Origin of the sequence: Blastopirellula marina (genome assembly GCF_002967715.1) — a bacterium.
Lineage (GTDB): Bacteria > Planctomycetota > Planctomycetia > Pirellulales > Pirellulaceae > Bremerella > Bremerella marina_B.
Genome location: NZ_PUIA01000003.1, coordinates 38481 through 64801 on the forward strand (window position 1 = coordinate 38481; position 26321 = coordinate 64801).

A 26321-nucleotide genomic window follows, 5' to 3' on the forward strand; every position below is an offset into this window, starting at 1 on the left:
CCCGTGACCGAAGAACATCAACTGCTTGAGTACATCGAAGAAGGAATCGTTGCGCACGGTGGCGAACTGGGGGGCTGGACACAGTTGTTTGATGGCCAGTTGAAATTGTTCGATGGACGTATCACGCTGACTGGTGAGATTTACGAAGGGGAGCAAGGGCGGCGCGAGATGGCGCATTGCCATGTGTTTGCCACGCTACACGAGTATGACGACGAAGTCCTGGATGCGTGTGTCGTCGGGATGGGGGACGAACGCGACCAGGCGCTGCGCGAAGCGGCCGGGCTCTGGATTACCTGCGTGGCGGGGCCAATCAAATCTTTTCTCGACAACAAGCCTGTTTGCATGACCTGTCAGGCCGGTGTACAGGATGGTGACTTCTCGCATGGGTATGCACCGGGCGACTACGGCCTGCCGGGACTGCGAGCATTTGTCGGGCCATCTCTATCGCGGGGGATCGAGGATGAATCGATTCATGGGAAGCTCGACGACAGCAAGCCGTGGTTTCGCTACGCGGCCGAATCGGCGGCTCCACGACGGGTGCACCTGGTCAAGGCGACCATCCTCTCGCACGGAAAAGAGGGATGGAAACGGGAGTTGGAAATCGACGGGCACGAGGTCTCTCACCACGACAACAATTGGCCGGCCGGTGTGCAGGGACCAGAATTCGGCTACGTGACGCGATTCGCCGTGTTCGAGTTTCCTCGGAACTCGGCGGAAATCGAGCACCGCAAGGAACTGGAACGCACCATCCATTATTTTGCCGAACATTTTACCGACTACGAAGACATCGATGCGCTCATGGAGACGATGGTCAAGCAAGGGTTTGACGCCGATCTTGTTCATGAGGTCGAGTCTCTTTCGACCATTGCGTTCGGACGACTTTACTTCGAGAACACCGGCATCACGTACTCGCCGACCATCGTACGAGCTCGTCGCGATGGGACGATCGAAACGGACGTTCCTTTGATGGGGTTGCCGGCTTACTCGCGTGCCCGGGCGATCGGGGTCAAGATTTGGGAGACGCTGCCCAAAGAGAAATGGCAACCGCTGATGCTGTACAACGCTGAATCGAATGCGATCCTCAATGCCCTGGAATCAGGGGCCAATGCCGACGATCTTAGTGGCATGCGGCTTTTTCCAAGCGTGGTGCCAGAGCGGGGAGTTTCGCAGGCAACGATGGATAAGGCGGTTGAAATGGTCTTCAATATGTCGAAAGCTGTCAGGCCGGCGAGTAAGAAGCCGTGGTGGAAGTTCTGGTAGAGCCAACGCAACAAGACTAAAATCGATGGCAACGATTCGGATTGACCGCTCCTTTCTCTTAGATCGATTGTCATGACAAAACTCACTTCTGCCGCGGTATGTCTTATCGCGATCTTCTTTCTTGCTGGCTGCGACATCCAGAAGAGCGGAGACGCGCTGGTCGAAGATGGGGCCGTCTATTACGACGAGGGTAACTACGCCGAGGCCATTCCTTACTTCGAGGATGCTCTCAAGAAGCCGTTGATTAATTACAACAAAAGTGAAGTGCTGACAATGATCGGCAACTGCTACAACGAGCTGGATGAGTACGAGGAGTCGATCAAGTACCACAACATGGCGATCAAGGAGAACCCGAAGAATCACATGGCGTATGTGAACAAGGGAGTAGTCTGCCGGTTGCTGGGTGAGTTCGATGAGGCGGAAAAGATGTACAACAAGGCCTTGGAGATCGAGCCCAATTATGCCGAGCTTCACGTCAGCCTGGGGGCTCTCTATATCCACCAGGAAGAATACGAAAAGGCGGTCGTTCATCTGGAGAAGGGAGTCGAGTTGGACGACTCATTGGCTGTCGCGCACTCGAATCTGGCATTTGCCTATGCCACCGTAGGCCGCTTTGAAGACGCCGATCGCGAGTTGAAGAAGGCTATCGTCCGAGGATACGATCACCCTGAGTTGATCAAGGAACGGATCGACTCGTTTAAGGCCATCGCCAACGAGACGCCAGCGCCCGATGAGGCGGGTGCCGATGAGCCGGACGAAGATCAATCATCCGGAAAATAATCGAACTCATCCAAGCACAAGTCGGCCTCGCCAGCAGCAACAAGCGGGTAAGGGCCGAAGCTGCCACCGTGATCGATCTGGCGTGGTCCAGGACTGTAGAGCAGAAAGCTCTGAATCGAGCGGCGAAAAATTCCTTGCCACTGGGGGCGATAGATAAAGTCCGTTCCCGTGAATGGATCAGGCGGAAGTGCCGGCAAGGCACCTGGAATCAGTTCGGCAAGTTGCCGAGGATAACTTCCGGTCATCCATCGGTATTTACGAATCGCCGTGTCGAGGGTCATCAGCCGATACTGCGCCACAGTGCGGTTTTCGAGTTCGGTGTAGCTGTTCGAACGTTCCGAGTAAGGCAACTTCGATTGGTAGTTAGCCATCTCAATAACCATCTCAACTAACTCGTAGTATTGCGAGATCTCTTCCTGAGACATCTTTTTTGCCTCTTCTTCGGGAAGTTCGTAGGTGGACGGATCGATCGGTTCTTCAGGGTATTGAACCGTCTCCTCCCAGTGTTGATCCCGCTGGAGTACCTCATTCCAGTCATCGCGTTCTGATTCCAGTTGAGCAATGCGTACCAGCAAGTGGGAAAGCGTGGCTTCGTCGTATTCGCTTCGCCACTGTCGAAGCAAGTCGATGCCGCTGCCAGAGATTGCCCATCCAACCATGTGATCGCACAAAAGCCCTCCGCGACCGGTTGCTCCTGCTAAGTCGAGAAGGTCGAGACCAATGGATGCGACATCTGCCCAGCGTTTCTCGAAACCGGCGAGACGCCCCTCAATCGCAAATGCCCTGGCCAGGTCGCGCAGACGCTGCATGTTCGGGCTGTTGTCGGCGAAAAAATTGGCCTCGTATACCAAGTGAATGCGGCAGTTGGGCCCGAGGTGAGTTCGGGCCAGCGCGAGTGCTTCCTGGTTATGTTCTACCTCGCGGCGAAGTGTTTCGATGTCGTCGCTATCGATCAGGTCGTAATAGTCATCATCAAATACGACCTGCGAGGCCGCTTGGATCAGGCGGAGATAAGGCGTTTCAGACAAGGGAACACCGCGAAAGGGAACATGATATGGAGCTTCATGCATTTTATCGAGCAAGGAGGAATCTCGATATCAAATTGTTACTCGCCCCTGCGAACCAATATTCTCGACTCGCGAGCGAATAGATCTTACGATGTGGCGATTCATTGAAAGGGTTTTCGTTGAGTAGTCCCACCATTCATTTTGAAAACACGGGTCGAAACTTTCGCGGCAAATGGGCATTGCGCGGCATGAATGCGACCATTTCCCCAGGCACCATCTGTGGCGTGCTGGGAGCGAACGGGGCAGGGAAGTCGACGCTGCTGCGTCTTTTGGCCGGGTGGCTACCGGTGAGTGAAGGACGCATTCTGGTGGACGAGTCTCCCATGCGTCCAACGGCCATTCATCTGCGACGTCAGGCGATGCTGTTGGATGATGCCACTGGGCCCACTAAGCGTGAAAATGGGGCTTCCGTACAAGACCTGTGTGATACGATCGACAACTACCAGGCCGATCGACCTGGTATCGAAAACGAAGTGGCCGATTGGTTCGAGAAGCTTGACGTTATCTCGGTATACAAGTCTCGCCCGGGCGAGATGTCGAAAGGGCAGGCCTACAAGATCGCCATGATCGGCTTGTTCGTCACCGCACCGCATGTGTGGCTATTGGACGAACCATTCTCGGCCGGACTCGATGCCAGCGGCCTGCGAATTCTGGAAGAGCAAATGGCCCAGCATGCCGCGGCAGGCGGGATTGTACTCTTCAGTAGCCAATGGCCGGAGCACGCACGCCGCCTGGCCGACTGGGCACTGGTGCTACATGAAGGTAGCCTGGAATGGAGTGCCACGCCAGAGACTTTGCCGACGGCCAAGGAAACACCTCCGTCACTGCAAGCCGTGTTGCAAGGTCTGGGCCCTCAATGACCGACAAGCCCCAGGAAGAGACGCTCGACCGACGCGTCAAGCAGCGACTGCAATCGCGGTACGTTCGATGGCTGGCACGAAACAAGCCGGATACGTTTTACTTTTGGGAACCGTGGCGGCGGTTACAACGGTTGGTACGGCGTATCCTTCAAGTACTCTGGCGATTATTCGATATTCTGGTACCGGAATGGTTGTTCCTCGGTTTTGGAGCAATCGCCTGCCTCGCTTTGGCGGTCGGAATTCTTTACATGTGCGGCTGCTTCGCATGGGCTGTATTCCACGATTCACCAGCGAGCGAGCCGCTTTCAATTGATGACCAGGCGCATGTTGGCTTCTACCGATTAGCGGTCATGCAGTTTGCGGCTCTGTTGGCCTTGATCCCCATGGGGATTTCGTTCCGCGACGGATCCGATGAAAGTCGTGACTTCAAACGAGTGATGTTCAGGGGCCATCGACGCGTTCAAGTAGGCGTCATTCGTATGTTTGCCGGGGGAACTATCTTGCTGTCGTGGATCGCCGCGGCTCTAATTCCGCTCGATCTACCGTCGTATGTCTCTGGCATGATCGCAACCGGCATGACGGGGACGATTTTGTTTTGGTCGGCTCAGTGGGTAAGTCTCTGGCTGGGGCGATTGGGCATTCTTACAGAAAATAAAAGTGTCAAAGATATCAGCATCTTTGTCGGCCTGATGTTTTGCCTGTTAGCTTTTCTCTTTTGCCTTCTCCCTGAAAACATATTGTATGCGAAGTACCTGGCTTGGTTGGGCCCCACCGGTTGGCTTAACGATCAAGCACGGCAAATTGGGTATGGGAACTGGAGACATGCTAGTCTGCTGATCGGTACATGGTGCGTGTTATTGGTTGGAGGTCTTGTTGCACGTCACCAGGTAAAAACCTGGAAGCACCGTCGCCTGGTCCTCAAACGAAGCTATCCCAATCCAGACGATGTCAAGGATTCGAAGCGGAGAAGTGAAATATCACTTACTGATATTTCAGCGGATTTTCGCAACCGATTAAGTGGTGTGCCAGCTAGCTGGCGCGAGTGGCTCTTACCGGCTTGGATTCGACTGGCGCGAATGCTAGTCGTAACGATGGCCATTTGCGGTCTTGTTTCGCAGGGCGTAGCTTACTTCGTTCATATGGTTATCACGAGCCTAGGTGAGCCGAATCAACAGCTCGTACGCAGCGAACTGCTGCTTGTTTATATCGCGATTGGAATCATGGTGGGGACCCTGGAAATATGTGGTCTCCATAATCATGATCTGGCATGTCGCTCTCCGCTGGAGGAACAGCCTCTGTCGCCGTGGGGGCTTTGGAAACGGTTGCAATTCAGGGGCTTGATTCGCATTCCCCTGACAGTCTTATGCACTCTGCCAATGTTGATCATTCCGATCATCGTTAATCAGGGTGACCCAATCTTACCGCTGTCGGCGCTTGGGCTAGTCCTTTCCGCGGCCTTCGCCCTGCGAACTCTGGTCGCCGCAATCATTACTCAGCAAGTCATCTATCGCGAAATGGAAGATCTCTTAGCAGCTGGGCTCTCGCTACTAGTGATGGGGCTGGCATTCGGAGTGCTGGTAGTGATCATGTTGGCTGCGATACCTGACTACCCGGGAAGCTATCCCGTGGCATGGCGTCAGCTGGCAGCCCATGGTAGCTCGCTGCTTTTGTTTTTCATCGCGACACGCGTGTGGTTGTTTACACCTTGGCTGGCAGACGGAACGTCGAAAGAGTAGATCGTTCTGGGGGAGCGGCCAAAACAAAAACCGCCTGCAGCGAGTCCTCGCTCAGGCGGTTTTCTTTTTGATGGTTTGCTAACGAGCAGGCTTAGCCTTTGGCACTTGCCGGACGGCGACGTTGCTTTTGCTTCTGGCCAAAGCCGGTTGCTGGCTTGCTGCCGATGCGTTTGGGCTTCTTCTTGTTGCCGAAGGGGCCTGCCGCGGCTGGCTTCTTGTCAGCCGGTCGATCATCACCGCTGCCTTGGTTGTCGCGGCTTTGATTGTTGGTCGTCGGCTTCGAGCCAAAACGACGCGGCTTCTTGCCTGGCTTGCTGCCGAACTTGCGCGGGCCATTGTTGCCGTACGACTCACCGCTGCTGCGTGGGCCACCACTTCGAGGACCGCCGCTGCGAGGGCCACGGCCGCGCGACCCGCCACGGCGTGGTGGCTCGTCGTGCACGATCGGCTCGCTCGTTTCAAAGCCTTCGATGGTTGGTTCGATCGGAATCGAGATACGTGTCAGGCGTTCGATCTGCTTAAGCAGGCGACGTTCGCCGCCGGCACAGAACGAAACAGCAACCCCTTCGGCCCCAGCACGCGCGGTACGACCGATTCGGTGGACGTACGTCTCCGGCGTTTCTGGAAGATCGAAGTTCACCACGTGCGAAACGTCATTCACGTCCAGACCACGTGCGGCGATATCAGTCGCTACGAGAACCGGAGGTCGGTTGCTCTTGAACTGAGCAAGCGTGCGGCTGCGGACGCTTTGGCTCTTGTTGCTATGGATTGCGGCGGCACGCAGGCCGTCTCTCTCCAACAACTTGACGATCTTATCGCAGTCGTGCTTGGTGCGAACAAAGACGAGCGTACGGCTACGCGGAGTGTTCTGTAGATAACGTGAAAGCAGATCGGCTTTCTTGCGTTTGTCGACAAAATGGACCGACTGCGAAATACGCTCGGCTGGAGCTGCGACGGGGGCAACCTGAACCGAGACCGGATTTGTCAGCCACTTCTCGGCCAGCTCGCGAATTTCTGGCGGCATGGTTGCCGAGAACATCACCGTTTGACGCTCGTCTGGGCAGGCCGCAACAATCTTCTTCAGCGCCGGCAGGAAGCCCATGTCCAGCATCTGGTCGGCTTCGTCGAAGCACAGGATTTCCAGCTGCGAGAGGTTGATGTGCCCTTGGTTCATCAGGTCGAGCAAGCGGCCTGGGGTGGCAACCAGGGTATCGACACCCCAGCGAAGATCACGTACCTGCGGGTTCTGCGAGACGCCACCGAACACGACGGTATGCTTCAGGGCCGTGGCACCACCATACTTCTTCAGGCTCTCGCCAATCTGGGCAGCCAGCTCGCGGGTGGGTGCCAGAATGAGGCCACGGATTGGGCGTGGGGGCCCTTGGAACTTGTTATGGGGTACCCGCTTGCCGCGAACGCGTTCGGTCGGCTGCTCGCGGGGAGGGAGCGTCTCCAGAAGACGGTTCAACATGGGAAGCGCAAAAGCGGCGGTCTTGCCGGTTCCGGTTTGGGCACAACCGATCAGGTCTTTGCCGTCCAGAATAACGGGAATCGCTTCTGCTTGAATCGGCGAGGCCGTTTCGTATTTCAGCTTCTTCAGGGAACGCTGAAATGGTTCGGCTAGCGCGACGTCGGTAAACTTCATATCAATCAATGCTTTCGAAGGACGTTCGCAGACCATCGGTAGAGAGTCCTCTATCTACCGGGACGCGCGAACTGTCCGCCCCAAATGGTTTACGGGGCGATGCCAAATTGTCGGCCAGCTGGTTTTGCCTTACGTGGCAAATGAATCGTCACGCACAAGTTTGGTTTGCGTGGAGTGGCCGTAAGGGGCAAGATAATCAGTCGCGGTCGAGAGAACGAGCAACCTGGGATGAGCAAGTGAGATGGCAAAACGTTCGCAGCATCTCGGTCCAGGTGACCGCTTTTAATCGAATCGAATGAACTTGAACAGCCAAAAGGCCGCTAAGTCTCACACCTTGTTTGGCATAAATATACTCGCTGAGCGCACTAAAGAATAGGCGGGTTTCCGCGACAATGGAGCAGAAAGGGGCAAATCGAACCCAATTGTGGGCTGACGCGACGGATGGTGCTAGGATGAGTCAAGTGGTTAACTGACAAGACTTTACCGACAGGGAAAAGGATATGAACGATCTGTGGAACAACGTGCTGAACCAGCAATATGAAGCCGCGCTCTGCACTCTGAATCACTGCATTGTCAGCAGCCCCGACGCGGCCTGGCAAGGGAAAGTGGTCAACATGACCTTCGATCAGGCCGTCTTTCATACGCTGTTCTTCACCGACTATTACCTGGGTAAGTGTCCCGAAGACCTCCAGCAGCAGGCCTACCACCAGCAGCATGCCGACTTCTTTGCCGACTATGAAGAGATGGAGCCCCGCGTCCAGGTGCAACGTTACACCAAGGAGTCACTTCTCGACTACCTGCAATTTAGCCGGACGAAAGCCAGGGAAACTATAGCGGAGGAGACGGCCGACGACTTGGCTGCCGCCTGCGCGTTTCCCCCCAAGACATTCAGCCGGGCCGAACTTCACGTTTACAACATTCGCCATATCCAACACCATGCAGCCCAGCTGATCATGCGGCTACGGATGGATTACCAGGTCGATACGCCCTGGTTTGGCAGTGGCTGGCGGTCGTAGGTATTTCTTTCTAAGGGGAACGATCGTTGTCGCGCCGGCGCTATTGGGCGTCGATGTTAATTCCAAACCGGGTTCCGGTTATGCCGGTTCTGACGATTTGAAACCCGCTAGGGCTGACCTATCTTTGAGGACCTTGTGTTCTGCTTTGATGGCATGTGAACTTGGAGAAGGTCCCGATGATGGCTCGTCCATGTTGGTCGAGATGGATTACTTGTACTACGTGTGTCGTAGTGATGAGTATCGCTGCGCCGTCACTGTTTGCTCAGCAGAATCTCTTGCTGGTGACCGCCAACGATGGCAGTTTGACGGGGGAAGAATCTGCGCGCCGTTCGTCCTTTCAGTCATGGGGTTATTCGGTGACCACGATCTGGTCAGGGGCGTCGCAAACGACATTCAACAACACGTTTGCGACCGCGGATCTGGCCTATGTCTCGGAAGAGGTCGATAGCTCAACGCTTGGTACCAAGCTCCGTCTGGCACCGTACGGTGTGGTCAATGAAGAGACGCATCTCGACGATGAATTTGGGTTTTCCGATACCGTTGGTAGTGAACGCTCGGCGACGCAGATCTATGTGATTGATGGCGGCTATAACGTTACGATCGTATCTTCAACCCAGCCTCTCACCCAGATGGGCGGCAACCTGGCTCCTGGGTTGGTTGTTGTTGGTCGGACAAGCTCAAGCGGCGCGGTCACGGTGGCGACACTGGAGAAAGGGGCGGCATTGGCCAATACGCTTATCAGCAACTCGACCGCTGCCGGTCGACGTGTTCGCTTGCCATTTGGTGGAAATAGTTTTCAATGGTCGTCGTTGAACAGTACCGGGCAATATATCGTTCAGCAAGCGTTGATCTTCGCGGCTCAGACTGACGAGCAGTTGCTACTTCACTGGCGACTCGACGAAAGCTCGGGAACAACTATCAGCGACGCATCGGGCAACAATCGACACGGCTCGTTTCAAACGGGCACACCGACTTGGACGTCGGGGCCTCGGGATGGTGCCCTCGATTTCAGCGGATCGAACAATGCTCGCTCCAACGCAACATTCGATCCGCCAGTGCGTGGCACGGTTGCTTTCTGGATGAAGCGAGACGACGCCGTCAGTGGGACCGAACGAATTCTCGGAGTGTCCGACAACTGGGAAATTTACATTGGTTCGAATGGCCGGGTTGGCTTCGATCTGGGTGCATCAGGGACGACCAGCGGATTCTCAACCAGCAGTAACTTTAATTTGATCAACCATTGGTATCACATCGTTGGCGTCTACGACACGGTGGATGATACTTATGAGATCTACATTGATGGCCAACTGCATAAAACCGGTTCTTACAACCTGGTTGACCAAGGGGCCAATTACCTTTCGCTGGGGACACGGACTGGCTCGACGGAACGGTTCGACGGGACGATCGACGATCTGCGAATCTACAACTACGAACTCGATGCGCAAGAGATAGCGGAATTGTATGGCCTTGTAGGGCATTGGAAGTTCAATGAGGGAAGTGGGAGTGTCGCGGCCGATAGTACTGCCTTCGGCAACAATGCGACCATCAATGGAGCAACCTGGGGGACTGATTGCGCCGGCAATCCAATCCTTGCTTTCGACGGTTCAGGCGACAACGCGAGGACCAATTCCAACTTCACGCCTCCTTCGGAAGGAACAATCGCGTTTTGGTTTCAGAGTGCGAATCCTGCCGCGTCGCATCAGCGCTTGTGGGGCGTCGGTGGTGACTACGAAATGCGCCAGTCAACCGACGGCGTCATGTTCTGTGACATTACAGGCGATGCCAATTCAACCGGCTTTTTTTCCGAACCATTGGTTGGGGCGAAGTGGTATCACTTTGTCGCCATATACGATACGGACGATGAAAGCTATGCAATCTACATCGATGGCGAGCTTAACAAGAGTGGCGTTTCAGCCAGTAACTTGACAGCGCAGTCTGCCAATCGGCTTACCTTCGGGACACGCACAGGATCTTCCGAATATTGGCAAGGCTCGATGCGTGACTTCCGGATCTATAACCGCAAGATCCTGACATCTGAGATTTTGGAGCTTGCCGGGGTGATCGCTCATTACGAACTCGATGAAACGAGCGGATCGATCGCTTACGATTCGTCCCTGGCTAGCAATCATGCCACGTATATCAATTCACCGACACTTGCCGTTGGCGGACCGAATTCAACCGAGTTGGGAACCGCCATCGAGCTCGATGGCTCGACGCAATACGTCACCAGCGGCAAGAGCCTGCTTAACGGTTTGAAACAGTTCACCGTGGCCGGCTGGATCTATTTCGACTCGTTGTCCGCGAATCGATCGTTCTTCGGTCAAAACGACGTGATCGAGTTTGGCATCAATGGGGGCGATGGGCAAATCCATGTATGGACGGCGAACGGGGGTTCGTTGTACGTTTCCGGAACACTGTCTGCAGGTCGATGGGTGCATGTTGCCGCAGTGGGAGACGGGAGTACCCTTTCCGTTTATGTGAATGGAGCTCTCGTAGACGTGGGAGGTAGCTCGACCGGTAGCGTTGGGTATGGTAGCAGCAGTTCTTCCTTCAAGATCGGTGAAGGCGTTTACAGTCCTTCAGGGCACTACCTAGATGGCCGCGTCGACGACGTACGTATCTATAGCCGTGCATTGTGTGCTGCGGAGATCCAGGCCTTATCCGCCGGTTCCGAGGCCCAGGGAGTACGAATACTCCGCTGGACCGAAATACAATAGCATGCGTTACTTCGCGGCGACACTCTCTGCCTGGTCTGGCCATGGCACGGGATGGCCAGTCGACTTGACGATCGGCATCTGGGCATTGACGCTTCGCAAGTAATCACCCAACTTGCCAGCGAGTTCCTTTGCTTTAACGGTATTCTCTTGGGCAAGGTTGTGTTTCTCGCTCAGGTCGTCTTGAAGATTAAATAACTCGGAAGTCTGCGAAGCGTGATGGTAGATCAGCTTCCAGTCTCCCAGGCGAATCGAGCTGTAAGGAGGCTGGTCGTAGGTGTTTGGATAATGCCAATAGATCGGTCGGTCGTGATGCGAAAGCTGCGGATCTCGCAGTTGGGGCACAATGCTGATGCCATCGCTCGAAGGTCGATCGGAAGTGCCGGCCATCTCCAGGAAGGTAGGGAATAGATCTTCGATGATCACATAACCGCTGGACGTTGAATTGGGCTGCGTTACTCCTGGCCATTTCACGATCATCGGCACACGCGTTCCTCCTTCGTAGGGCGTGATTTTATGTCCGCGCAAAGGAAGGTTGCGTGGGACATTCTTAGGAGCACCATTATCGGACATGAAGATGATGATCGTGTTGTCTTCAATGCCATGTCGTTTCAGGTTGGCCTGGATATCGCCGAGCGATTTGTCCATGCCTTCGAGCATCGAAGCTAAGGTCTGGCCGATCCCTGGCAGCCCTGCTTCGTTATATTTCTCGTAGTATCGATCGTCCTTTTCCCACGGAGCATGAACCGCATAGTGAGCCATGTAGAGAAAGAATGGTTTCTCAGAAGCAACTGCTTTGTCGATCTCTTGATTGGCTTCCAGCGTCAATGCTTCGGTCAGAAAGATATCTTGGCCGTGGTACTTATCCAAACCAGGCACATCCCAAATAGGGCTGCCGTTGCGCCACTTGGCGCTGAAGTTCTTTTTTCCCCAGTAGCTACCTGGCCCACCGGCTGCGTGCCCGGCAATATTGACGTCGAAACCGACGTTCTGTGGGTTCTCTCCCGGAGTGCCTGCCGCGCCGAAGTGAGCCTTGCCGACATGAATGGTATGATAGCCGGCATCTTGCAGAAGCATTGGCAGTGTCGTCGCTTGAACGGTTTTGTCGATGCCCGGGGCAGGGCTCAGGCCGTTCAGGTTCCATGCTGGTTCGCTCAGCTTAGGATGCTTGCCTGAAGGAGAAGCATCCTTCCGCAAGGTCCAGCAGGTCACGCGATGACGTGCTGCGTTCTGTCCAGTCATCCAGCTAATTCGAGTCGGAGAGCAAATCGCGCAGGCATAGGCTTGGGTGAACTTGGTTCCCTGCTCAGCCAGCTTCTCCATATTAGGTGTCTGGTATTTGCCGTTGAGCGCAGTCGCTTCGGTATGGAAGGGGAGGGACGTGTCTTGCCATCCCATCTCGTCGACCAGAAAGAAGACAATGTTGGGACGTTTATCTGCCGCATTTGTCAGTGAGGCAAAGGAGAGAACACCCAATAGGGCAACGGTCGATAATATTCTCACGAGAGCAGGCCACATCTTCAGGTAGGTGGAATAGGCGTGGAGGCGAAGCGTACTTTCTATGGTAGTGGGGGCATGAAGACATGCAACCGACTTGGCCACATATGAGTAACGCTTGAGGTCGTTTATTTAAACTATCTCAAAAGAAGTCTATTGGCGCAATGTATGTCTGGCTGCTTGGGCAATGTTCTCCAGGGCCGGTCCGACTTCCGGAAACTGAAACGTAAACCCTTCGTCTTGAAGTCGCGCTGAACGGACGTAACGACCATAGAGAGCCAGGTCCGGATCGGTTCGCAGCAGCAATGGGGCCCCCAGGCGTACCATCCAGGCAAACGCCGGCAAACCAAAGCGTACGCCTAACGCTTCGCGCAGCGCTCGCATGAATTCCACTTGCGAGACCGGGTTGGGAGCCGAGGCAATGTAGATGCCCCGCATGCTGTCCTGCGTCAGTGATTGCTCGAACAGGCGATTCAGATCGAGTTCGTGAATCCAACTGAAACCTTGCTTGCCGGAACCAATACGCCCCCCCAGTCCCAATCGAGTCAAAAGGCTCAAGCGATCGAGAGCCCCGCCACCGGCACCGCGGTTGCATCCGATTACAAAGCTGGTTCGCAGCACGACCCCACGCTGCGAATCAAGTCGCGCACGCTCAAACTCTTCTTCCCAAGCCTTACCTACCCATGGTGCCAGCCCCACGCCTAATGAGGAGTCTTCCGTGCAGCTCGCTTCGGGCGGGTCGCCGTAAATGTGGGCGGTGCCCATCTGCACCCACACGGGCGGCGGCTGATCAATCGCTCGTACTGCCAGACCAAGCACTCTGGTCGACTCGACGCGCGAGCGGAGGATTTCGTCTTGGTGGTCTGGCGTTTTGATGCAGTCAACCGTCCGACCTGCCAGGTTAACCATGCCGGTCGCACCATCCAGGCAGGCTTTCCAATTACCAAGCGTGCGTCCGTCCCAAGCTACGTGCTTCCACGGTCCATCGCACTTGGGGGCACTACGCGAAAGTAAGGTCACGTGGAAATTGTTTTCGTGCAGAAAATGCGCGAGCGAGATACCCAGGAAGCCGCTTCCGCCAGCGATGACGATTCGGCGAGGGTTGGGGGTGGTGGTCACGGACGGGGGCCTTTCGACGATGCTTCCATTTCAGCAAGGTAACCGCATCCAATCGAACGAGGCAACTTGAAGGGTGGCTTACCTGGCAAGAGCTGGCGATTTATTCTGTAGTATCACTCACGCGTTTAATCAATCGAACCGCCATGCCTATCGTTCATCCTGGAATCTTGGAAGTCCGTGCCCCGGGGCATAACTTCTTCGTACTGCAAGATGACCAAGGTCTTTACGTCATCGATGGCGGCTTCATAGGAGGCTGGCGATTACTGCAAGGCGCACTCCGGCGAGAAGGCTGGCAGAATAAGCCCGTCCGCGGCATCGTGGTTACCCATGGGCATTTAGATCATATCTTGAACGTAGCCCATCTGGCCAAGGCGTACGGGGCCTGGATCGCGGCACCCAGATTAGATGCCGATCACTACGCAGGCCGCCCGAAGTATTCGGGTAATTCGCGTGTCACAGGCTGGCTCGAAGCGGTTGGACGTGTGATGCTGGCGTATCACAAGTTCGAGCCTGATCGGTGGCTCGATGATAGAGATCGTCTCGATATCTCTTCCGGTATACAGGCCATACACTTGCCGGGGCATACGGCGGGGCACATGGGGTTTTGGTGGGAAGAGCAGGGGATCCTGTTCACGGGGGACCTGTTTGTCAGCTACCGCGATCAGGCCCGGCTGCCGCTTGATATCTTCAACAACGATTCCCAGCAGAACGTTCGCAGCATAGAGACGGCTTTGGCGATGAATCCCCGCGGGGTACTTCCCAGCCATGGCAGCCTGGCAACGCCGGAAGAGCACCTGCGGCGACTTGAAAGACTGCACGAGCGCATTGTGTTATCTCGCTCGGGCGATCATTGATGCATGCCCAATTGCCGCTCGATTTCTTCCAGCGGAACCCCTTTCGTCTCCGGCATCTTGAGCAATACCCAAATCAGTTGCAGCACCATCATTCCACAGAAAATGCCAAACACGATCGCCGGGGCCAAGGCATTTACCATGTAAGGGAATACAAGCGTCAGCGTGGCAGCGAAGAACCAGTGTGTGAAGCTACCCAGCGTCTGACCGCCGGCTCGATAGCGATTCGGGAAGATCTCGGAAATAAAGACCCAGATGACGGCCCCTTGGCCGACGGCATGAGCCGCGATGAATGCAAAGATGCAGGGAGGTACGATCGAGAAGTTCTCGCTATGAAACGCCCACGAACAGAGCCCCAGCGAGACGATGTATCCGATCGAGCCAATAATCATCAACGTGCGACGTCCCAAGTGATCGATTAGCGCCAGGCCCACGAATGTGAAAATCAGGTTGGCCACACCAATACCGACCGACGTCAGCAAGGCAGCTTCTTCGCCAAGGCCTGTCATCTCGAAGATTCTCGGGGCAAAGTATAGCACCGCGTTAATGCCTGAGAGCTGATTGAAGAAGGCTATTAGAAAAGCCATCATCATCGGAATTTGTAGTTTCGCTTGCCAGATACTGCCGGCAGCGGCTGTCTGCTGCGCGGTGATCTCGATCTCGTCGGCGACGGCTTCCACGTGACCTGGGGAGTCTTCCGGCATGATCTGACGCAGGATCTCAATCCCCTTTTCACGTTCTCCTTGGCGAGCGATCAACCAGCGAGGGCTCTCAGGCAGAAAGAAGCAGAAGAAGGAGTAGATGAGTGCCGGAACCGCTTCGACCCCTAGCATCCATCGCCAGGCGTTATTGACTTCCCCTTCAGCTACCGTCTCGGCAAACCACTGGGCGATCAACGCGTTCGAGAGGAAAGCGATAAGAATCCCAAACACGATATTGAACTGAAACATGCCTGCCAGTTTGCCTCGATTTTGCGGCGGCGAGATTTCCGAGATATACAGCGGCGAGGTCACGGTCGAGATCCCCACGCCCAGGCCACCAATAAACCGAGCAAGCATGAATGAGTAGGGATCATTGGCAAGTGCCGACCACACCGCCGACACCAGGTAAAGGATTCCGATCGATACCAGCGTCTTCTGGCGGCCGAAGTGATCGGTTGGCCAGAAGCCGACCAGCGACCCAATGACAGTCCCCCACAAAGCGGCACTCATGGCCAAGCCATGCTGAAAGTCCTTCAGCCCCCATAACTGCTGGATAGTCTTTTCCGCACCAGAGATAACGACCGTGTCGAAACCAAATAGAAAACCTGCCAGGGAGGCCGTTACCGACCAGAAGATAATTCGATGAAGCATTTCAAGGATTGGGGAAGATTAGGTAAACAGGATTGGGGCTGGATTGCGTCTTGTCGGATAAGTCCGCAAGATTCTCCCACACTCAAGCCGTTTAAAAAAGGGTTTTCTTCCCCAGATGCCCCTGAATTGACCCGTTAGGTATGGTCGCGCAAGTGCTCTTCACCTGTTATCCTTTACAAACTGGGTTTACACTAATTCGATTGTCTTCATGGTCGATTTCCTGGCAGGAAGAGTTTTAGATGAAGCTAGCAGTCATAGGCACGGGCTACGTTGGTCTGGTTACCGGGACCTGTTTCTCGGATTTGGGTAATGAAGTCACGTGTATCGATGTCAATCAGGCAAAAGTCGAAGGTCTGAAAAAGGGCATCATTCCAATCTATGAGCCAGGCTTGTCAGAACTGGTTCTGCGAAATCATGAAGAAGGTCGACTTCAATTCACGACCAACGCCGCGGAAGTGATCCCGGATGCCGATATCGTTTATATCGCCGTCGGTACGCCGCAGTCCGATAGCGGGGCTGCCGATCTTTCTGCCGTTTGGAAAGTGGTCGAAGGGATTGCACCCCATCTGCGAGAAGACGCGTTGGTGGTCGTGAAGAGCACCGTCCCGGTGGGCACCAACGGCAAGGTGTTCGACATGCTGCAGAAGCTCTGCGGACGCGAAGTCAACGTGGCCAGCAATCCTGAGTTCCTAAAAGAAGGCTCGGCCATCTCCGACTTCATGTATCCAGACCGCGTCGTTTGCGGCGTGCGGAACAAGGCGGCCGAGGAATTGCTCCAGACGCTGCATGCCCCGCTCGTACGCACCGGAAAGCCGATCCTGTTTATGAGCCCTGAAAGCTCGGAACTGACGAAGTACGCCGCTAACGCATTGCTGGCCACCAAGATCAGTTTCATCAACGAGATCGCTAACCTCAGCGAAAAAGTCGGTGCCGATATCAACGACGTGCGAATCGGTATGGGGCACGATCAACGCATTGGTTTTCAGTTTCTCTTCCCCGGCCTGGGCTATGGCGGAAGCTGTTTTCCGAAAGACGTTCGCGCGTTGGCTTCGCTGGCCGAAACGCTTGAACTGCAGCCGAAGATCATGCGAGCTGTCGATGAAGTCAACGTACATCAGCGGGCATCGCTGGTTCGCAAGATCGATGCGTTTTACGGTGGTGACGTTGCTGGCAAAACGTTTGGTGTCTGGGGGCTCGCCTTCAAACCGAAGACCGACGACATTCGCGAAGCGCCTGCTTTGGAACTGCTGAATTACCTGGTCGAAAAGGGAGCAATTATCCACGTTCACGATCCTGAAGCGATGGAAAACGTTGAGGCACAGTTCGGAGACAAGATCCAAAAGTACTGCAAGAGCGAAATGGAAGCCATCGACGGTGCTGATTGTTTGGCCATCAATACCGAGTGGAACGAATACCGTACGCCAGACTTCAAGAAGCTCAAAGCGAAGATGACGACGCCGACGATCTTCGACGGACGTAACCTGTTCGACCTGGGAACCATGGAAAAGCATGGATTCACGTACTTCTCGGTGGGACGTCGTTCGGTCGATGTTTCCAAAACCTAACCTGCGGATTGGGACTTTCCTACAGAGAGCTATCTGAATTCTATGTCTCAGATCAAACGCATTTTGGTGGCCGGCGGGGCCGGCTTTTTAGGATCGCGAATCTGTGAAGAACTGGTCGCAGAGGGACACGACGTGATCTGTGTCGATAACTTCTTCACCAGCCAGAAGTCGAACATCGTCCATCTGTTGTCAGAGCCGAACTTCGAAGTCATTCGCCACGATATTATCCACCCGCTGTGGTTGGAGGTGGACGAGATCTACAACATGGCTTGTCCGGCGGCTCCTGGGCATTACCAGTTCAATCCGATCAAGACGATGAAAACGTCGGTCATGGGTTCGATCAACTTGCTGGGGATGGCCAAGCGTTGCCGCGCGAAGTACTTGTATGCGTCGACGTCGGAAATCTATGGCGATCCTGAAGTCCATCCGCAGCCTGAAACTTATCGCGGTAGTGTGAACACCCTGGGTATCCGGGCATGTTACGACGAAGGAAAGCGAGCCGGCGAGACCCTGTGCATGGACTACCATCGCATGAACGGCGTTCAGGTTCGCATCGTACGTATCTTCAATACGTATGGGCCGCGAATGCATCCCTACGATGGCCGCGTCATCTCGAACTTCATCCGTCAGGCGTTCACCGGCGAGCCAATCACCATCTACGGCGACGGTTCGCAGACGCGTTCGTTTTGCTACCGTGATGACCTGGTAAGTGGCATCCTCAAGCTGATGGCCAGCGATCAGGTAGGCCCGATCAACATCGGCAATCCCAAAGAGTTCTCGATCCGCCAATTGGCCGAATTGGTGGTGAAGCTGACCGGATCGAAGTCGGAGATCATCTACACCGACCTCCCTGCCGACGACCCCAAGCAGCGTCAGCCCGACATCACGTTGGCCCGTAAGCACCTCGCCTGGGAACCGACCACCCAGTTAGAAGAAGGTCTCAAGCAAACCATCGACTGGTTTAAGTCGATCCAGCTCTCGCAATATCGCCCCCCCACGCCGAATTTTTAGATCCTTCGATGCTCTTTCATCCAAGGACGCGGTAAAGGGGAGAAGAGGTTGCTTACGGTAAGCCGACCTTGCTGTCGGGGAGATCTTCACGAATAATTTGGCAAGCGTTGGCTACGCAATCAGCCCCGGACGAGACGCGCCGTACCCGGTCAGGATAAGACGACGCACGAAGTAACTAACCTCGTGTCGTCAGCTAAGGAGCTTATCATGGCTTGGTGGATTCTATTGGCAGCAGGTCTTCTTGAAGTCGTTTGGGCGGTCGGTCTCAAGTACACCGAAGGCTTTACTCGCTTTTGGCCCAGTTCCATAACCGTGGTTGCCTTGGCAGGCAGCATGTACCTGCTTTCCGTTGCGGTTCGCGACTTGCCGATTGGTACGGCCTATGCCGTTTGGGTCGGGATTGGTGCGGCGGGAACTGCCATTCTAGGTATGGTTGTTCTCAACGAGCCTGTCTCGCCATTCCGCTTGTTCTTTATGCTATTGCTGGCAATAGCCATTTTGGGGCTGAAATTCAGTACGGCAGCCGCGTAAAGCTGTATCGTTTGTTAAGAGTTCATGAAGACGCTTGTCAGCTTGTCGGCCGCTTGGGTACCTTGCCTCTTGGCATTGGTGTTTCTAAGTAATCCCTTCTTGGGCATATAGTTATGTCGGAATCTAAATCGCGGCGCGAGTTTCTGAGCGATACGTTTTCTGTTCTGGGGTCATTCGCCATCGGCGGTGCCCTCTCGACGTTCGGTCAGCGAACGGCTCTCGGAGAAGCAGCTCGGCAATCGACTCCCCTGATTCCAGTCAAGGACGAAGCAACCGGTCTGCCGCTGTTGAAGCTGCCGGAAGGGTTTCGCTATGTCTCGTACGGTTGGACAGGCGACGAAATGGCCGATGGCCAGTCGACCCCAGCCGCCCACGATGGCATGGGCGTTGTCGGCAAGAAGGGTAACAAGCTGCTGCTAACGCGGAATCATGAGCTGAGTAACCCTGGTCCCGCGTTCAATTTCAAGCATGGTGCCCCCTTCGATAAAATGGCCACCGGTGGCTGTACTCAGCTTGAGTTCGACATGAAACGCGGCCAATGGCTAACCAGTTACGGAGCCATCTCTGGCACCGTTCGCAACTGTGCCGGTGGCGTGACACCATGGGCCAGTTGGTTGACCTGTGAAGAGACCACCTACGGTCCTGCGGATGGGAACGAGTTGTCTCACTACGAAAAGGATCATGGCTGGGTCTTTGAAGTGCCCGCTGACGGTACGGCGACGGCAAAACCGATCAAAGAAATGGGACGCTTCGTGCACGAAGCTGTCGCCATCGATCGCAAGACCGGCTACGTCTATCTGACTGAAGATCAAGGAAGCTCCGGTTTCTATCGTTTCCGTCCCACAACCCCTGGCAAATTGGCCGAAGGTGGTGTGCTGGAAATTGCCGAAGTCGTGGGACAACCGGACCTGCGAGGTGGCTTCCCAGATGGTTCGTCGTTCCCTGTGAAGTGGCATCGCATCGCGAACCCAGCTCTGGAAAAGACGAGCCCCGACGCGAAAGTTGACTCGGTCTTCGAGCAGGGTCAAAAACAGGGTGGCTCGGCATTCTCCCGACTTGAAGGATGCTGGTATGGCAACGACCTGATTTACTTCGATGCCACCGACGGCGGTGCCGCCAAGGCAGGGCAGATCTGGCAGTTTGATCCCCAGCAGCAAACGGTCACGCTGCTGTACGAATCGCGTAACAAACGCGTGCTGAACATGCCTGACAACCTGTGCGTGAGCCCTCAGGGTGGTCTGATTCTTTGCGAAGATAATGACTACGAAGGGGAGGATCCGTTGCCACAGCGAATGCTGACGTTGAGTAAAGATGGTCGGCTGAACACCTTTGCCGAGAACAACGTCGTCCTCAACGGCGAGCACAACGGTCTTCGCGGATCGTTCGTCGATAAGGAATGGGCCGGTTCAACATTCAGCCCAGACGGCAAGTGGCTGTTCGCCAATATCCAGACGCCTGGTATCACCTTTGCGATTACCGGACCGTGGCAAGACGTGCTGGTCTAACGCGTCCTTGGCAACTCGTAGATTTCCTGGGCGAGCCGTTCCGCTTGTCGCTTGCGGTAACGCCCAGCGAATTCGAGCCAGGGATGGTCGTCAGCCGGCATGATGCAAAACTCGTGGGGACCTTCGTCCGTCTGGCAAGCGATCATCACCACGGGGGTCCAGGGTGACTGTAGCTTGATTTGCTGCACGTCGCACGCCAGAAGGGAATTGCGTGGAATGCGATACCGGCGGTTGTCGCATTCCAGCACCATCACTCCTTCGGTCTTATCTAGCTGAATCAGGCCGATGTCGATAATCTCGGCCTCGTTCGAGCCCAATTGAAACGATGCCATCGATTTCGGCTGCGTTGACGTTAAGGTGACGAACTCAGATGGATGCGCGGACAGCGAGATCCAAGGGGCAGGGCGGCTAGCAATTTGTCGGCGCATGAACATTTCCCACCAGTAGTCTTGGCGGAACGCGTTGGTGAGTACGTAGATCAACGTGAAAAAGGTGGCCATCGAGCCAATTAGGAGCGCAAGCGACGCATTGCCTCCCAGGTCGAGCCAGGCTGGCCCGAATGCGGCCATGCCATAGAACAAAATCCCCAGTGTGATCGGGATCACCACGTTGGGTAGCCCTAGTAAGAAACGCATCTTAAACGTGCGTACTGTCCGGTGATGCGGTTCGGGTACGTCTTCAATCAACGCCGGGGCCGTCGCCGTCATGGGGTACGCCTGGTCGACTTCGGGTCGACCGGTCGTGGTAATATCGGCCTGTGGAGAAGCGAACGGGTTGGTCGGTTCGGTCGTCATGTCGAAGTTCCCGCTGATTTGGCTTTCGCTTGCTTCAAAAGCATAATGCGCCCCCAATGCTTTTCGGCAGCCGACTTTCGTTGCCCATTCGATTGCCAGAAGCCGTCGACGTTGCCGATCCGTAAGCAAACCTCCCGAGGGCCATCGTTTGTCTGAATCACCAGGCACACAACCCAGATCTGCTTATTGGCCTTCGTGAAAAAGTCGACCCCGCACTTGAGCACAGCCTGCGAGGGAATCCAGAAACGATGTTCGGCTCCCTCGAGCAAGATGCGCGACTCATAAGGATTGACGTGCAGGATGGCGAATTCCTGCGTCAGTTCCCATTCGGAAAGCTGCCAACGCTCGCGCGGTACGATCGCCACGAATTGGCAGTTGGGGGAATTCAACGACGGGATTGCGTTTGATTCGCGTCGCCGAATTAACTTCGCCAAGCGGCGCATGGTAGTGACGTCCGGTTGAAAGTAGTGCCGGGTGATCGTCAGCAGAAACAGAACCGTCGGCAAGACCACAAACAACATGGTCGGGACATGCTGCATCGTGAGGTCGGCCAGGGCCTGGGCATCGCCGGAGAGCCACGCGACGAGAAACATTACCCCAATCCAAAGCCCGTACAACCCGACCAGGCACAACAGCAAATAAGAAAGGACCCAACCCCACGGACGTCCAGGCAACAGCGGTCGACCCAAGGGAGGTTCGATTTCTTCGATTACCGCTAGCTCGGTGGCCTCGAATGGCCACTCTTCGTCCGCAACGGCAGAAACCACCGTCGGCGGCTCGTCCGGTGTCGCTTGCGGCGATTGAAACGGGTTGATGGAATCTTCAGGCATGATAGCGTAAGGGAACCTTTTCCTGCGGTAGTTGTCCGAATTCTAGGGCAAACCATGCAAGCAATCGAGCCAATTGCTTGCTGTCGACCCACGTAGACGCCGCTGGGACCCCTGAGGTACACTTAGACGTTTACCTGTTAACGACTTACGCAAACCACTCACTTCAAGCAGAATCGACGCCATGGAAATGGAAAAGCTCGTCTCGTTGTGCAAACGGCGAGGCTTCATGTTTCAGTCATCCGAAATCTATGGAGGAATCAATGGATTTTGGGACTACGGCCCGCTCGGCGTCGAACTGAAACGAAACATCAAGGATGCCTGGTGGCGCGACATGGTCACCGGTCACGACGACCTGGCCCAACTTCCTGGTGCCCCGGCCGCGTACGAAATGACCGGTCTCGACTGTACGATCATCATGCACCCCCAAGTCTGGAAGTGCAGCGGTCACTATGACCTATTCCACGATTACATGGTCGACTGTAAAGAGTCGAAAAAGCGTTATCGCCACGATCAGATTCAAGGTCGTTGGGTCGAAGCGAAGGGTAAGAAGATCTTTGCCACCGCTGGTAGCGACTCCGAATCCCCGGAAGCCGACATCGAACGTCAGGCACTCAAGTTCTTCGGCATGCGATCCAAGAATGCGGATGAACTGAAGTGGGATGGTCCGCTCGTCTCGCTGACGACGGTCGACGACTTCGAGCAGGTCCTCGGCCCCGATGCCAAGAGCCTCGGCTCGCTCACGCCTCCGCGTGAATTCAATTTGATGTTCAAGACGACGATCGGTGCCTTGGGTGGCGAAGCCGACACGGCCTTCCTGCGTCCGGAAACGGCCCAGGGGATCTTCGTGAACTTCAAGAACGTCGTCGATAGCAGCCGCGTGCGTGTTCCCTTTGGTATTGCCCAGGTGGGTAAGAGCTTCCGCAACGAAATTACTCCGCGTAATTTCACGTTTCGCTCGCGTGAATTCGAGCAAATGGAAATCGAGTTCTTCTGCCATCCAGACTCGTCGCAAGACTGGTACCGCTACTGGCGCGAACGTCGTTTCCAGTGGTACAAGGACATGGGGCTGGACGCGGGCAAACTGATTCTCCGCGAGCACCACGCTGAAGAACTGGCCCACTACTCGATCGGTACGGCCGATATCGAATATGCCTTCCCGTTCCTGCCGGAAGGGGAGTATGGCGAGTTGGAAGGGATTGCCCACCGAGGTGACTTCGACCTGCGAAGCCACATGGAAGGGAAGCTCGATCCAAGCACCAACCCCATGACCGTCGAACTGAACGCCGAAGGGAAGCCGAAGCATCGTGGTAGCGGCAAGGACTTGTCGTATCGCGATGATATCACCGGCGAACGCTTTGTGCCGCACGTCGTCGAGCCATCGGCTGGTGCCGACCGCGCGACGCTCGCCTTCTTGTGCGAAGCCTTTACGGAAGACGAAGCTCCGGACGAAAAGGGCAACATGCAGACGCGAACGGTGATGAAGCTACATCCGCGGATTGCTCCGATCAAAGCGGCCATCTTCCCGCTAGTGAAGAAGGACGGCATGCCGGAGATGGCACAGGACATCTACCGAGCATTGAAAAAAGAATGGAACGTCTTCTACGACGAAAAGGGTGCCGTCGGGCGTCGCTATCGTCGACAGGACGAAGCCGGTACACCGTTCTGCATCACCGTCGACGGCGAAAGCATGCAGGATCAAACGGTCACTATCCGCCATCGCGATTCGCTCGAACAATGGCGTGTCAAAGCGGATGACCTGAGCGGTGAACTGCGAAAGCTGATCAGCTAAGCAAGCCCTACTCATGTCCCCTCTCCCTTGATGGGAGAGGGCTAGGGTGAGGGTTTCATGAACAAGATGAGACGCGAAAGCAGCAGTTCGGTCTGCGTCGCGTCTTGATTAACGCGATTCCCCCTTACGCGGCTTGCCCCATAGCTTGTTCCACCAGGTTGGGATTTCTTCTTCTGTAGCAACAGTGGTGTCGACGAACTCGTAGGCCACCATATACGACTGCAAGCTCATCAGCAGATGCCGGGCTCGTTCAATCGCGTCTCGTTTGCGCCGGTCGCGATTACGACGCGGGGCGATCGAAATCTGGACCTTGGTATGCTGTGCGCCATTCTCGCCGACGATAGGGCTGAATCTCAGTTCGATGATCAGTGGTACGGCTCGGTCGGCCACGCGACGCTGCAGCGGCAACGATTCGCCATCGACCATGATTTTGATCGCTTCTTCGTTCACGCTCAGCACTTCGGCGCGGTGATCGGCCACAAAGCCTCGGATCTTCTCAGCGGCCAGGTTCAGGGGAACCTTCGTCTTCATGGCACGCTTGAGGAGCACTTCTGGTTCGACCGGCGCAAACATGCGAGCGATCCAGCTGCGTCGATCGCCGATGGCAGGCTCTTTCAACCCGCTGCCGATTTGAGTGACGATGTTACGCCCCATCTCTTTCGATTGCAGCAAGGCTCGGTCGGCTCGGTTCAAGATCGAATCGGCTGTGTCGCCGCGTTGAATCTCGGTAACGCCGAAGCTGGCAGACATGTTCTTGCCCCCCAGTGCCGGTTGAGGTGTCGCGGCTACGGCGCTGCGGATCTTTTCCGCCAGCATCGCGGCTTCTTCGTTATCGCAGCTAGGGCAAAGGATCACGAACTCTTCGCCGCCATAGCGAGCACAGATGTCCGCCGAGCGAGCATGCGACTGCAACTGGTTCGCGAACGAGATCAACGCTTCGTCCCCGGCCTGATGTCCGTAGGTGTCGTTGATCTTCTTGAAGAAGTCGATATCGCAAATGATCACGCTGCACGATCGACCTGCCGTCGCGTGACGCTCGACCATGTCGACCAGGCCACGATCCATTTCGGCTCGATTGACCAGGCCGGTAAGCGGATCGCGGGTCGCTCTGTAATGCAGCGATTGAATTTGTTCTTCCAGCGACTCAACACCAGAGGTGTCGTGCATTTGAATGGTAGTGCCGAGGCTTTTACCGTCTTCGCCAACCACCGGAACGATATGGGCCGTAACGGTGACGAAGTTTCCGCTGGCGTTGCGGATCGAAAGACGATGCATCCCCTGAGTGCCAGCCGCAATGGCAACGCGAACCGGGTCAGTTTCGTTGGTGAACTTGCGACCTTGATGATCGGCCAGGCCAAGCAGTTCGGAGGTCCAGCGGTGCCCTTCGACGGCGTCACGCGTCAAACCGGTGAGACGTTCGGCGGCCTGGTTCCAACCCAGAATCTGTTGGTTGATGTCGATAAAAACGACCGCGTCGTGAATGTGGCGAACGAGGCTTTCCTGGAACGCTGCCAGCGATCGTAATTTCGATGGATTGGCACCATACTGGTTCACACGCCAATGTTTGTTGGCATGTTCGGGGGAAAGGACCTTGAGCCAGTTACGCGTCGATTGGCTGCTGCTTGGCAGCGGATGCGACATCATTTCGCAAAAGTTAGTGACCAGCTCTGGATCGAACTGGGTACCGGCGTAGGAGGTCAGTTCGGCGTAGGCTCGTTCTTTCGAGCGAGCACGGCGGAAGATCTGGTCGACGGTCATCGAGTCGAACGCATCGACGATAGCCAGCATGCGTGCTTCGATCGGGATGTCTTTTCCCTTGACGTCGTACTTGCCTTTGGAGCCGTTGAACCAGGCATAGTTGTAGCGAATCAGGTCGACAATCTCTTCGCCGTCGCAGCAAGCCGAAAGAATTTCGAGGCCAATGTCTTGGCTTCGTTCCATCAATTGCTGTTCTTCAGCGGCCAACTTACCTGGGCAAGCCAGTACGTAGTCTGGTACGCCCATCTTGCCGATGTCGTGCAGTAGAGCGGCAACTTCCAGTTGGTCGCGCTGATAGGCTTCCAGGTCCAGGGTAGCGGCCCACTGCGAACAAAGCTTGGCCACACGCAGCGAGTGAGAAGCCGTTGGAAAGTGTTTTGCCTGCAGTGAATAGAATAGCCCGGATGCGATTCCCAAACTGACTTGAATGAGTTGATTGTCAGCTTCGCCAAATTCTTCGTCGACGGTCTCTTGTAGCGGCTCATCGGCCCAAGCAATCAGGTTCGAAATAGCGTGAATCGGGTCGTCCGAAGCGCCAAGTACTTTGTCTGCAGATTCGAATGAACCTGAGTTGGTAGGAGGTTCCATGGCCATTAGGTGCAGCTGCCCATCGCTTACCGCGCTTGTGTGTTGTTGGAAGG

20 protein-coding genes and 1 riboswitch are annotated in these 26321 nt (G+C 55.4%); of the genes, 12 read left to right on the forward strand and 8 right to left on the reverse strand.

The window, feature by feature from the left end:
- Positions 1–3 precede the first annotated feature (3 nt).
- On the forward strand, positions 4–1260 hold the full coding sequence (locus C5Y96_RS00605) for a DUF6348 family protein (RefSeq protein ID WP_105349614.1): 1257 nt from the start codon (positions 4–6) through the stop codon (positions 1258–1260).
- A 72-nt stretch (positions 1261–1332) separates the two neighbouring features.
- Positions 1333–2040, forward strand: a complete 708-nt coding sequence (locus C5Y96_RS00610) for a tetratricopeptide repeat protein (RefSeq protein ID WP_105349615.1) — start codon at positions 1333–1335, stop codon at positions 2038–2040.
- On the opposite strand, the gene C5Y96_RS00615 is transcribed toward C5Y96_RS00610, so the two are convergent.
- Positions 2022–3068, reverse strand: coding sequence for a hypothetical protein (locus C5Y96_RS00615; protein WP_146115462.1), 1047 nt, complete (start codon positions 3066–3068; stop codon positions 2022–2024). The two genes, C5Y96_RS00610 and C5Y96_RS00615, sit on opposite strands and share 19 nt — an antisense overlap.
- Positions 3069–3226: 158 nt before the next feature.
- Between C5Y96_RS00615 and C5Y96_RS00620 the strand changes: the two genes are divergently transcribed.
- Together C5Y96_RS00620 and C5Y96_RS00625 are read left to right on the forward strand one after the other, a co-directional pair.
- Positions 3227–3967, forward strand: a complete 741-nt coding sequence (locus tag C5Y96_RS00620; RefSeq protein ID WP_146115463.1) for an ATP-binding cassette domain-containing protein — start codon at positions 3227–3229, stop codon at positions 3965–3967.
- On the forward strand, positions 3964–5703 hold the full coding sequence (locus C5Y96_RS00625; protein ID WP_105349618.1) for a hypothetical protein: 1740 nt from the start codon (positions 3964–3966) through the stop codon (positions 5701–5703). The genes C5Y96_RS00620 and C5Y96_RS00625 overlap by 4 nt, the downstream gene beginning before the upstream one ends.
- Positions 5704–5794: 91 nt before the next feature.
- Here C5Y96_RS00625 and C5Y96_RS00630 read toward each other — a convergent pair whose 3' ends face one another.
- The gene (locus tag C5Y96_RS00630) at positions 5795–7348 is read right to left on the reverse strand and encodes a DEAD/DEAH box helicase (protein ID WP_105349673.1); all 1554 of its coding nucleotides are present in this window, start codon (positions 7346–7348) and stop codon (positions 5795–5797) included.
- A gap of 500 nt (positions 7349–7848) precedes the next feature.
- Here C5Y96_RS00630 and C5Y96_RS00635 point away from each other — a divergent pair, with 500 nt between their 5' ends.
- Together C5Y96_RS00635 and C5Y96_RS00640 are read left to right on the forward strand one after the other, a co-directional pair.
- A complete protein-coding gene (locus C5Y96_RS00635) occupies positions 7849–8364 on the forward strand; it encodes a DinB family protein (protein ID WP_105349619.1) in 516 nt (171 codons plus the stop codon).
- 233 nt (positions 8365–8597) lie between these two features.
- On the forward strand, positions 8598–11081 hold the full coding sequence (locus C5Y96_RS00640; RefSeq protein WP_158261018.1) for a LamG domain-containing protein: 2484 nt from the start codon (positions 8598–8600) through the stop codon (positions 11079–11081).
- Between the two features lie 6 nt (positions 11082–11087).
- On the opposite strand, the gene C5Y96_RS00645 is transcribed toward C5Y96_RS00640, so the two are convergent.
- Both C5Y96_RS00645 and C5Y96_RS00650 read right to left on the reverse strand, forming a co-directional pair.
- Positions 11088–12581 carry a sulfatase gene (locus tag C5Y96_RS00645; protein WP_199188600.1) on the reverse strand — a complete coding sequence of 498 codons (1494 nt, stop codon included), beginning with the start codon at positions 12579–12581 and terminating at the stop codon, positions 11088–11090.
- 147 nt (positions 12582–12728) lie between these two features.
- Positions 12729–13694 carry an epimerase gene (locus tag C5Y96_RS00650; RefSeq protein ID WP_105349622.1) on the reverse strand — a complete coding sequence of 322 codons (966 nt, stop codon included), beginning with the start codon at positions 13692–13694 and terminating at the stop codon, positions 12729–12731.
- A gap of 143 nt (positions 13695–13837) precedes the next feature.
- Between C5Y96_RS00650 and C5Y96_RS00655 the strand changes: the two genes are divergently transcribed.
- A complete protein-coding gene (locus tag C5Y96_RS00655) occupies positions 13838–14548 on the forward strand; it encodes an MBL fold metallo-hydrolase (RefSeq protein WP_105349623.1) in 711 nt (236 codons plus the stop codon).
- Here C5Y96_RS00655 and C5Y96_RS00660 read toward each other — a convergent pair.
- Positions 14542–15897 (reverse strand): sugar porter family MFS transporter, encoded by a 1356-nt coding sequence (locus tag C5Y96_RS00660; protein WP_105349624.1) that lies wholly within the window; start codon positions 15895–15897, stop codon positions 14542–14544. The two genes, C5Y96_RS00655 and C5Y96_RS00660, sit on opposite strands and share 7 nt — an antisense overlap.
- A 239-nt stretch (positions 15898–16136) precedes the next feature.
- Here C5Y96_RS00660 and C5Y96_RS00665 point away from each other — a divergent pair, with 239 nt between their 5' ends.
- The 4 genes from C5Y96_RS00665 to C5Y96_RS00680 all read left to right on the forward strand — a co-directional run bounded on the left by C5Y96_RS00665 (position 16137) and on the right by C5Y96_RS00680 (position 20509).
- The gene (locus C5Y96_RS00665; protein ID WP_105349625.1) at positions 16137–17462 is read left to right on the forward strand and encodes a UDP-glucose dehydrogenase family protein; all 1326 of its coding nucleotides are present in this window, start codon (positions 16137–16139) and stop codon (positions 17460–17462) included.
- 42 nt (positions 17463–17504) lie between these two features.
- Positions 17505–18473 carry a UDP-glucuronic acid decarboxylase family protein gene (locus C5Y96_RS00670; protein ID WP_105349626.1) on the forward strand — a complete coding sequence of 323 codons (969 nt, stop codon included), beginning with the start codon at positions 17505–17507 and terminating at the stop codon, positions 18471–18473.
- A 101-nt stretch (positions 18474–18574) separates the two neighbouring features.
- Positions 18575–18642: riboswitch (guanidine-III (ykkC-III) riboswitch) on the forward strand.
- A gap of 38 nt (positions 18643–18680) precedes the next feature.
- Positions 18681–19004 (forward strand): quaternary ammonium compound efflux SMR transporter SugE, encoded by a 324-nt coding sequence (gene sugE / locus C5Y96_RS00675; RefSeq protein ID WP_105349627.1) that lies wholly within the window; start codon positions 18681–18683, stop codon positions 19002–19004.
- Between the two features lie 113 nt (positions 19005–19117).
- Positions 19118–20509 (forward strand): alkaline phosphatase PhoX, encoded by a 1392-nt coding sequence (locus tag C5Y96_RS00680; protein ID WP_105349628.1) that lies wholly within the window; start codon positions 19118–19120, stop codon positions 20507–20509.
- Here the strand turns inward: C5Y96_RS00680 and C5Y96_RS00685 are convergent.
- Together C5Y96_RS00685 and C5Y96_RS00690 are read right to left on the reverse strand one after the other, a co-directional pair.
- Positions 20506–21303 (reverse strand): hypothetical protein, encoded by a 798-nt coding sequence (locus C5Y96_RS00685; RefSeq protein WP_105349629.1) that lies wholly within the window; start codon positions 21301–21303, stop codon positions 20506–20508. The genes C5Y96_RS00680 and C5Y96_RS00685 overlap by 4 nt on opposite strands.
- Positions 21300–22133, reverse strand: a complete 834-nt coding sequence (locus tag C5Y96_RS00690; RefSeq protein WP_105349630.1) for a hypothetical protein — start codon at positions 22131–22133, stop codon at positions 21300–21302. The genes C5Y96_RS00685 and C5Y96_RS00690 overlap by 4 nt, the downstream gene beginning before the upstream one ends.
- Before the next feature lie 187 nt (positions 22134–22320).
- On the opposite strand from C5Y96_RS00690, the gene C5Y96_RS00695 reads away from it, so the two are divergent.
- Positions 22321–23922, forward strand: a complete 1602-nt coding sequence (locus tag C5Y96_RS00695) for a glycine--tRNA ligase (protein ID WP_105349674.1) — start codon at positions 22321–22323, stop codon at positions 23920–23922.
- A gap of 108 nt (positions 23923–24030) precedes the next feature.
- On the opposite strand, the gene C5Y96_RS00700 is transcribed toward C5Y96_RS00695, so the two are convergent.
- The gene (locus C5Y96_RS00700) at positions 24031–26274 is read right to left on the reverse strand and encodes a diguanylate cyclase domain-containing protein (protein ID WP_158261019.1); all 2244 of its coding nucleotides are present in this window, start codon (positions 26272–26274) and stop codon (positions 24031–24033) included.
- Positions 26275–26321 lie beyond the last annotated feature (47 nt).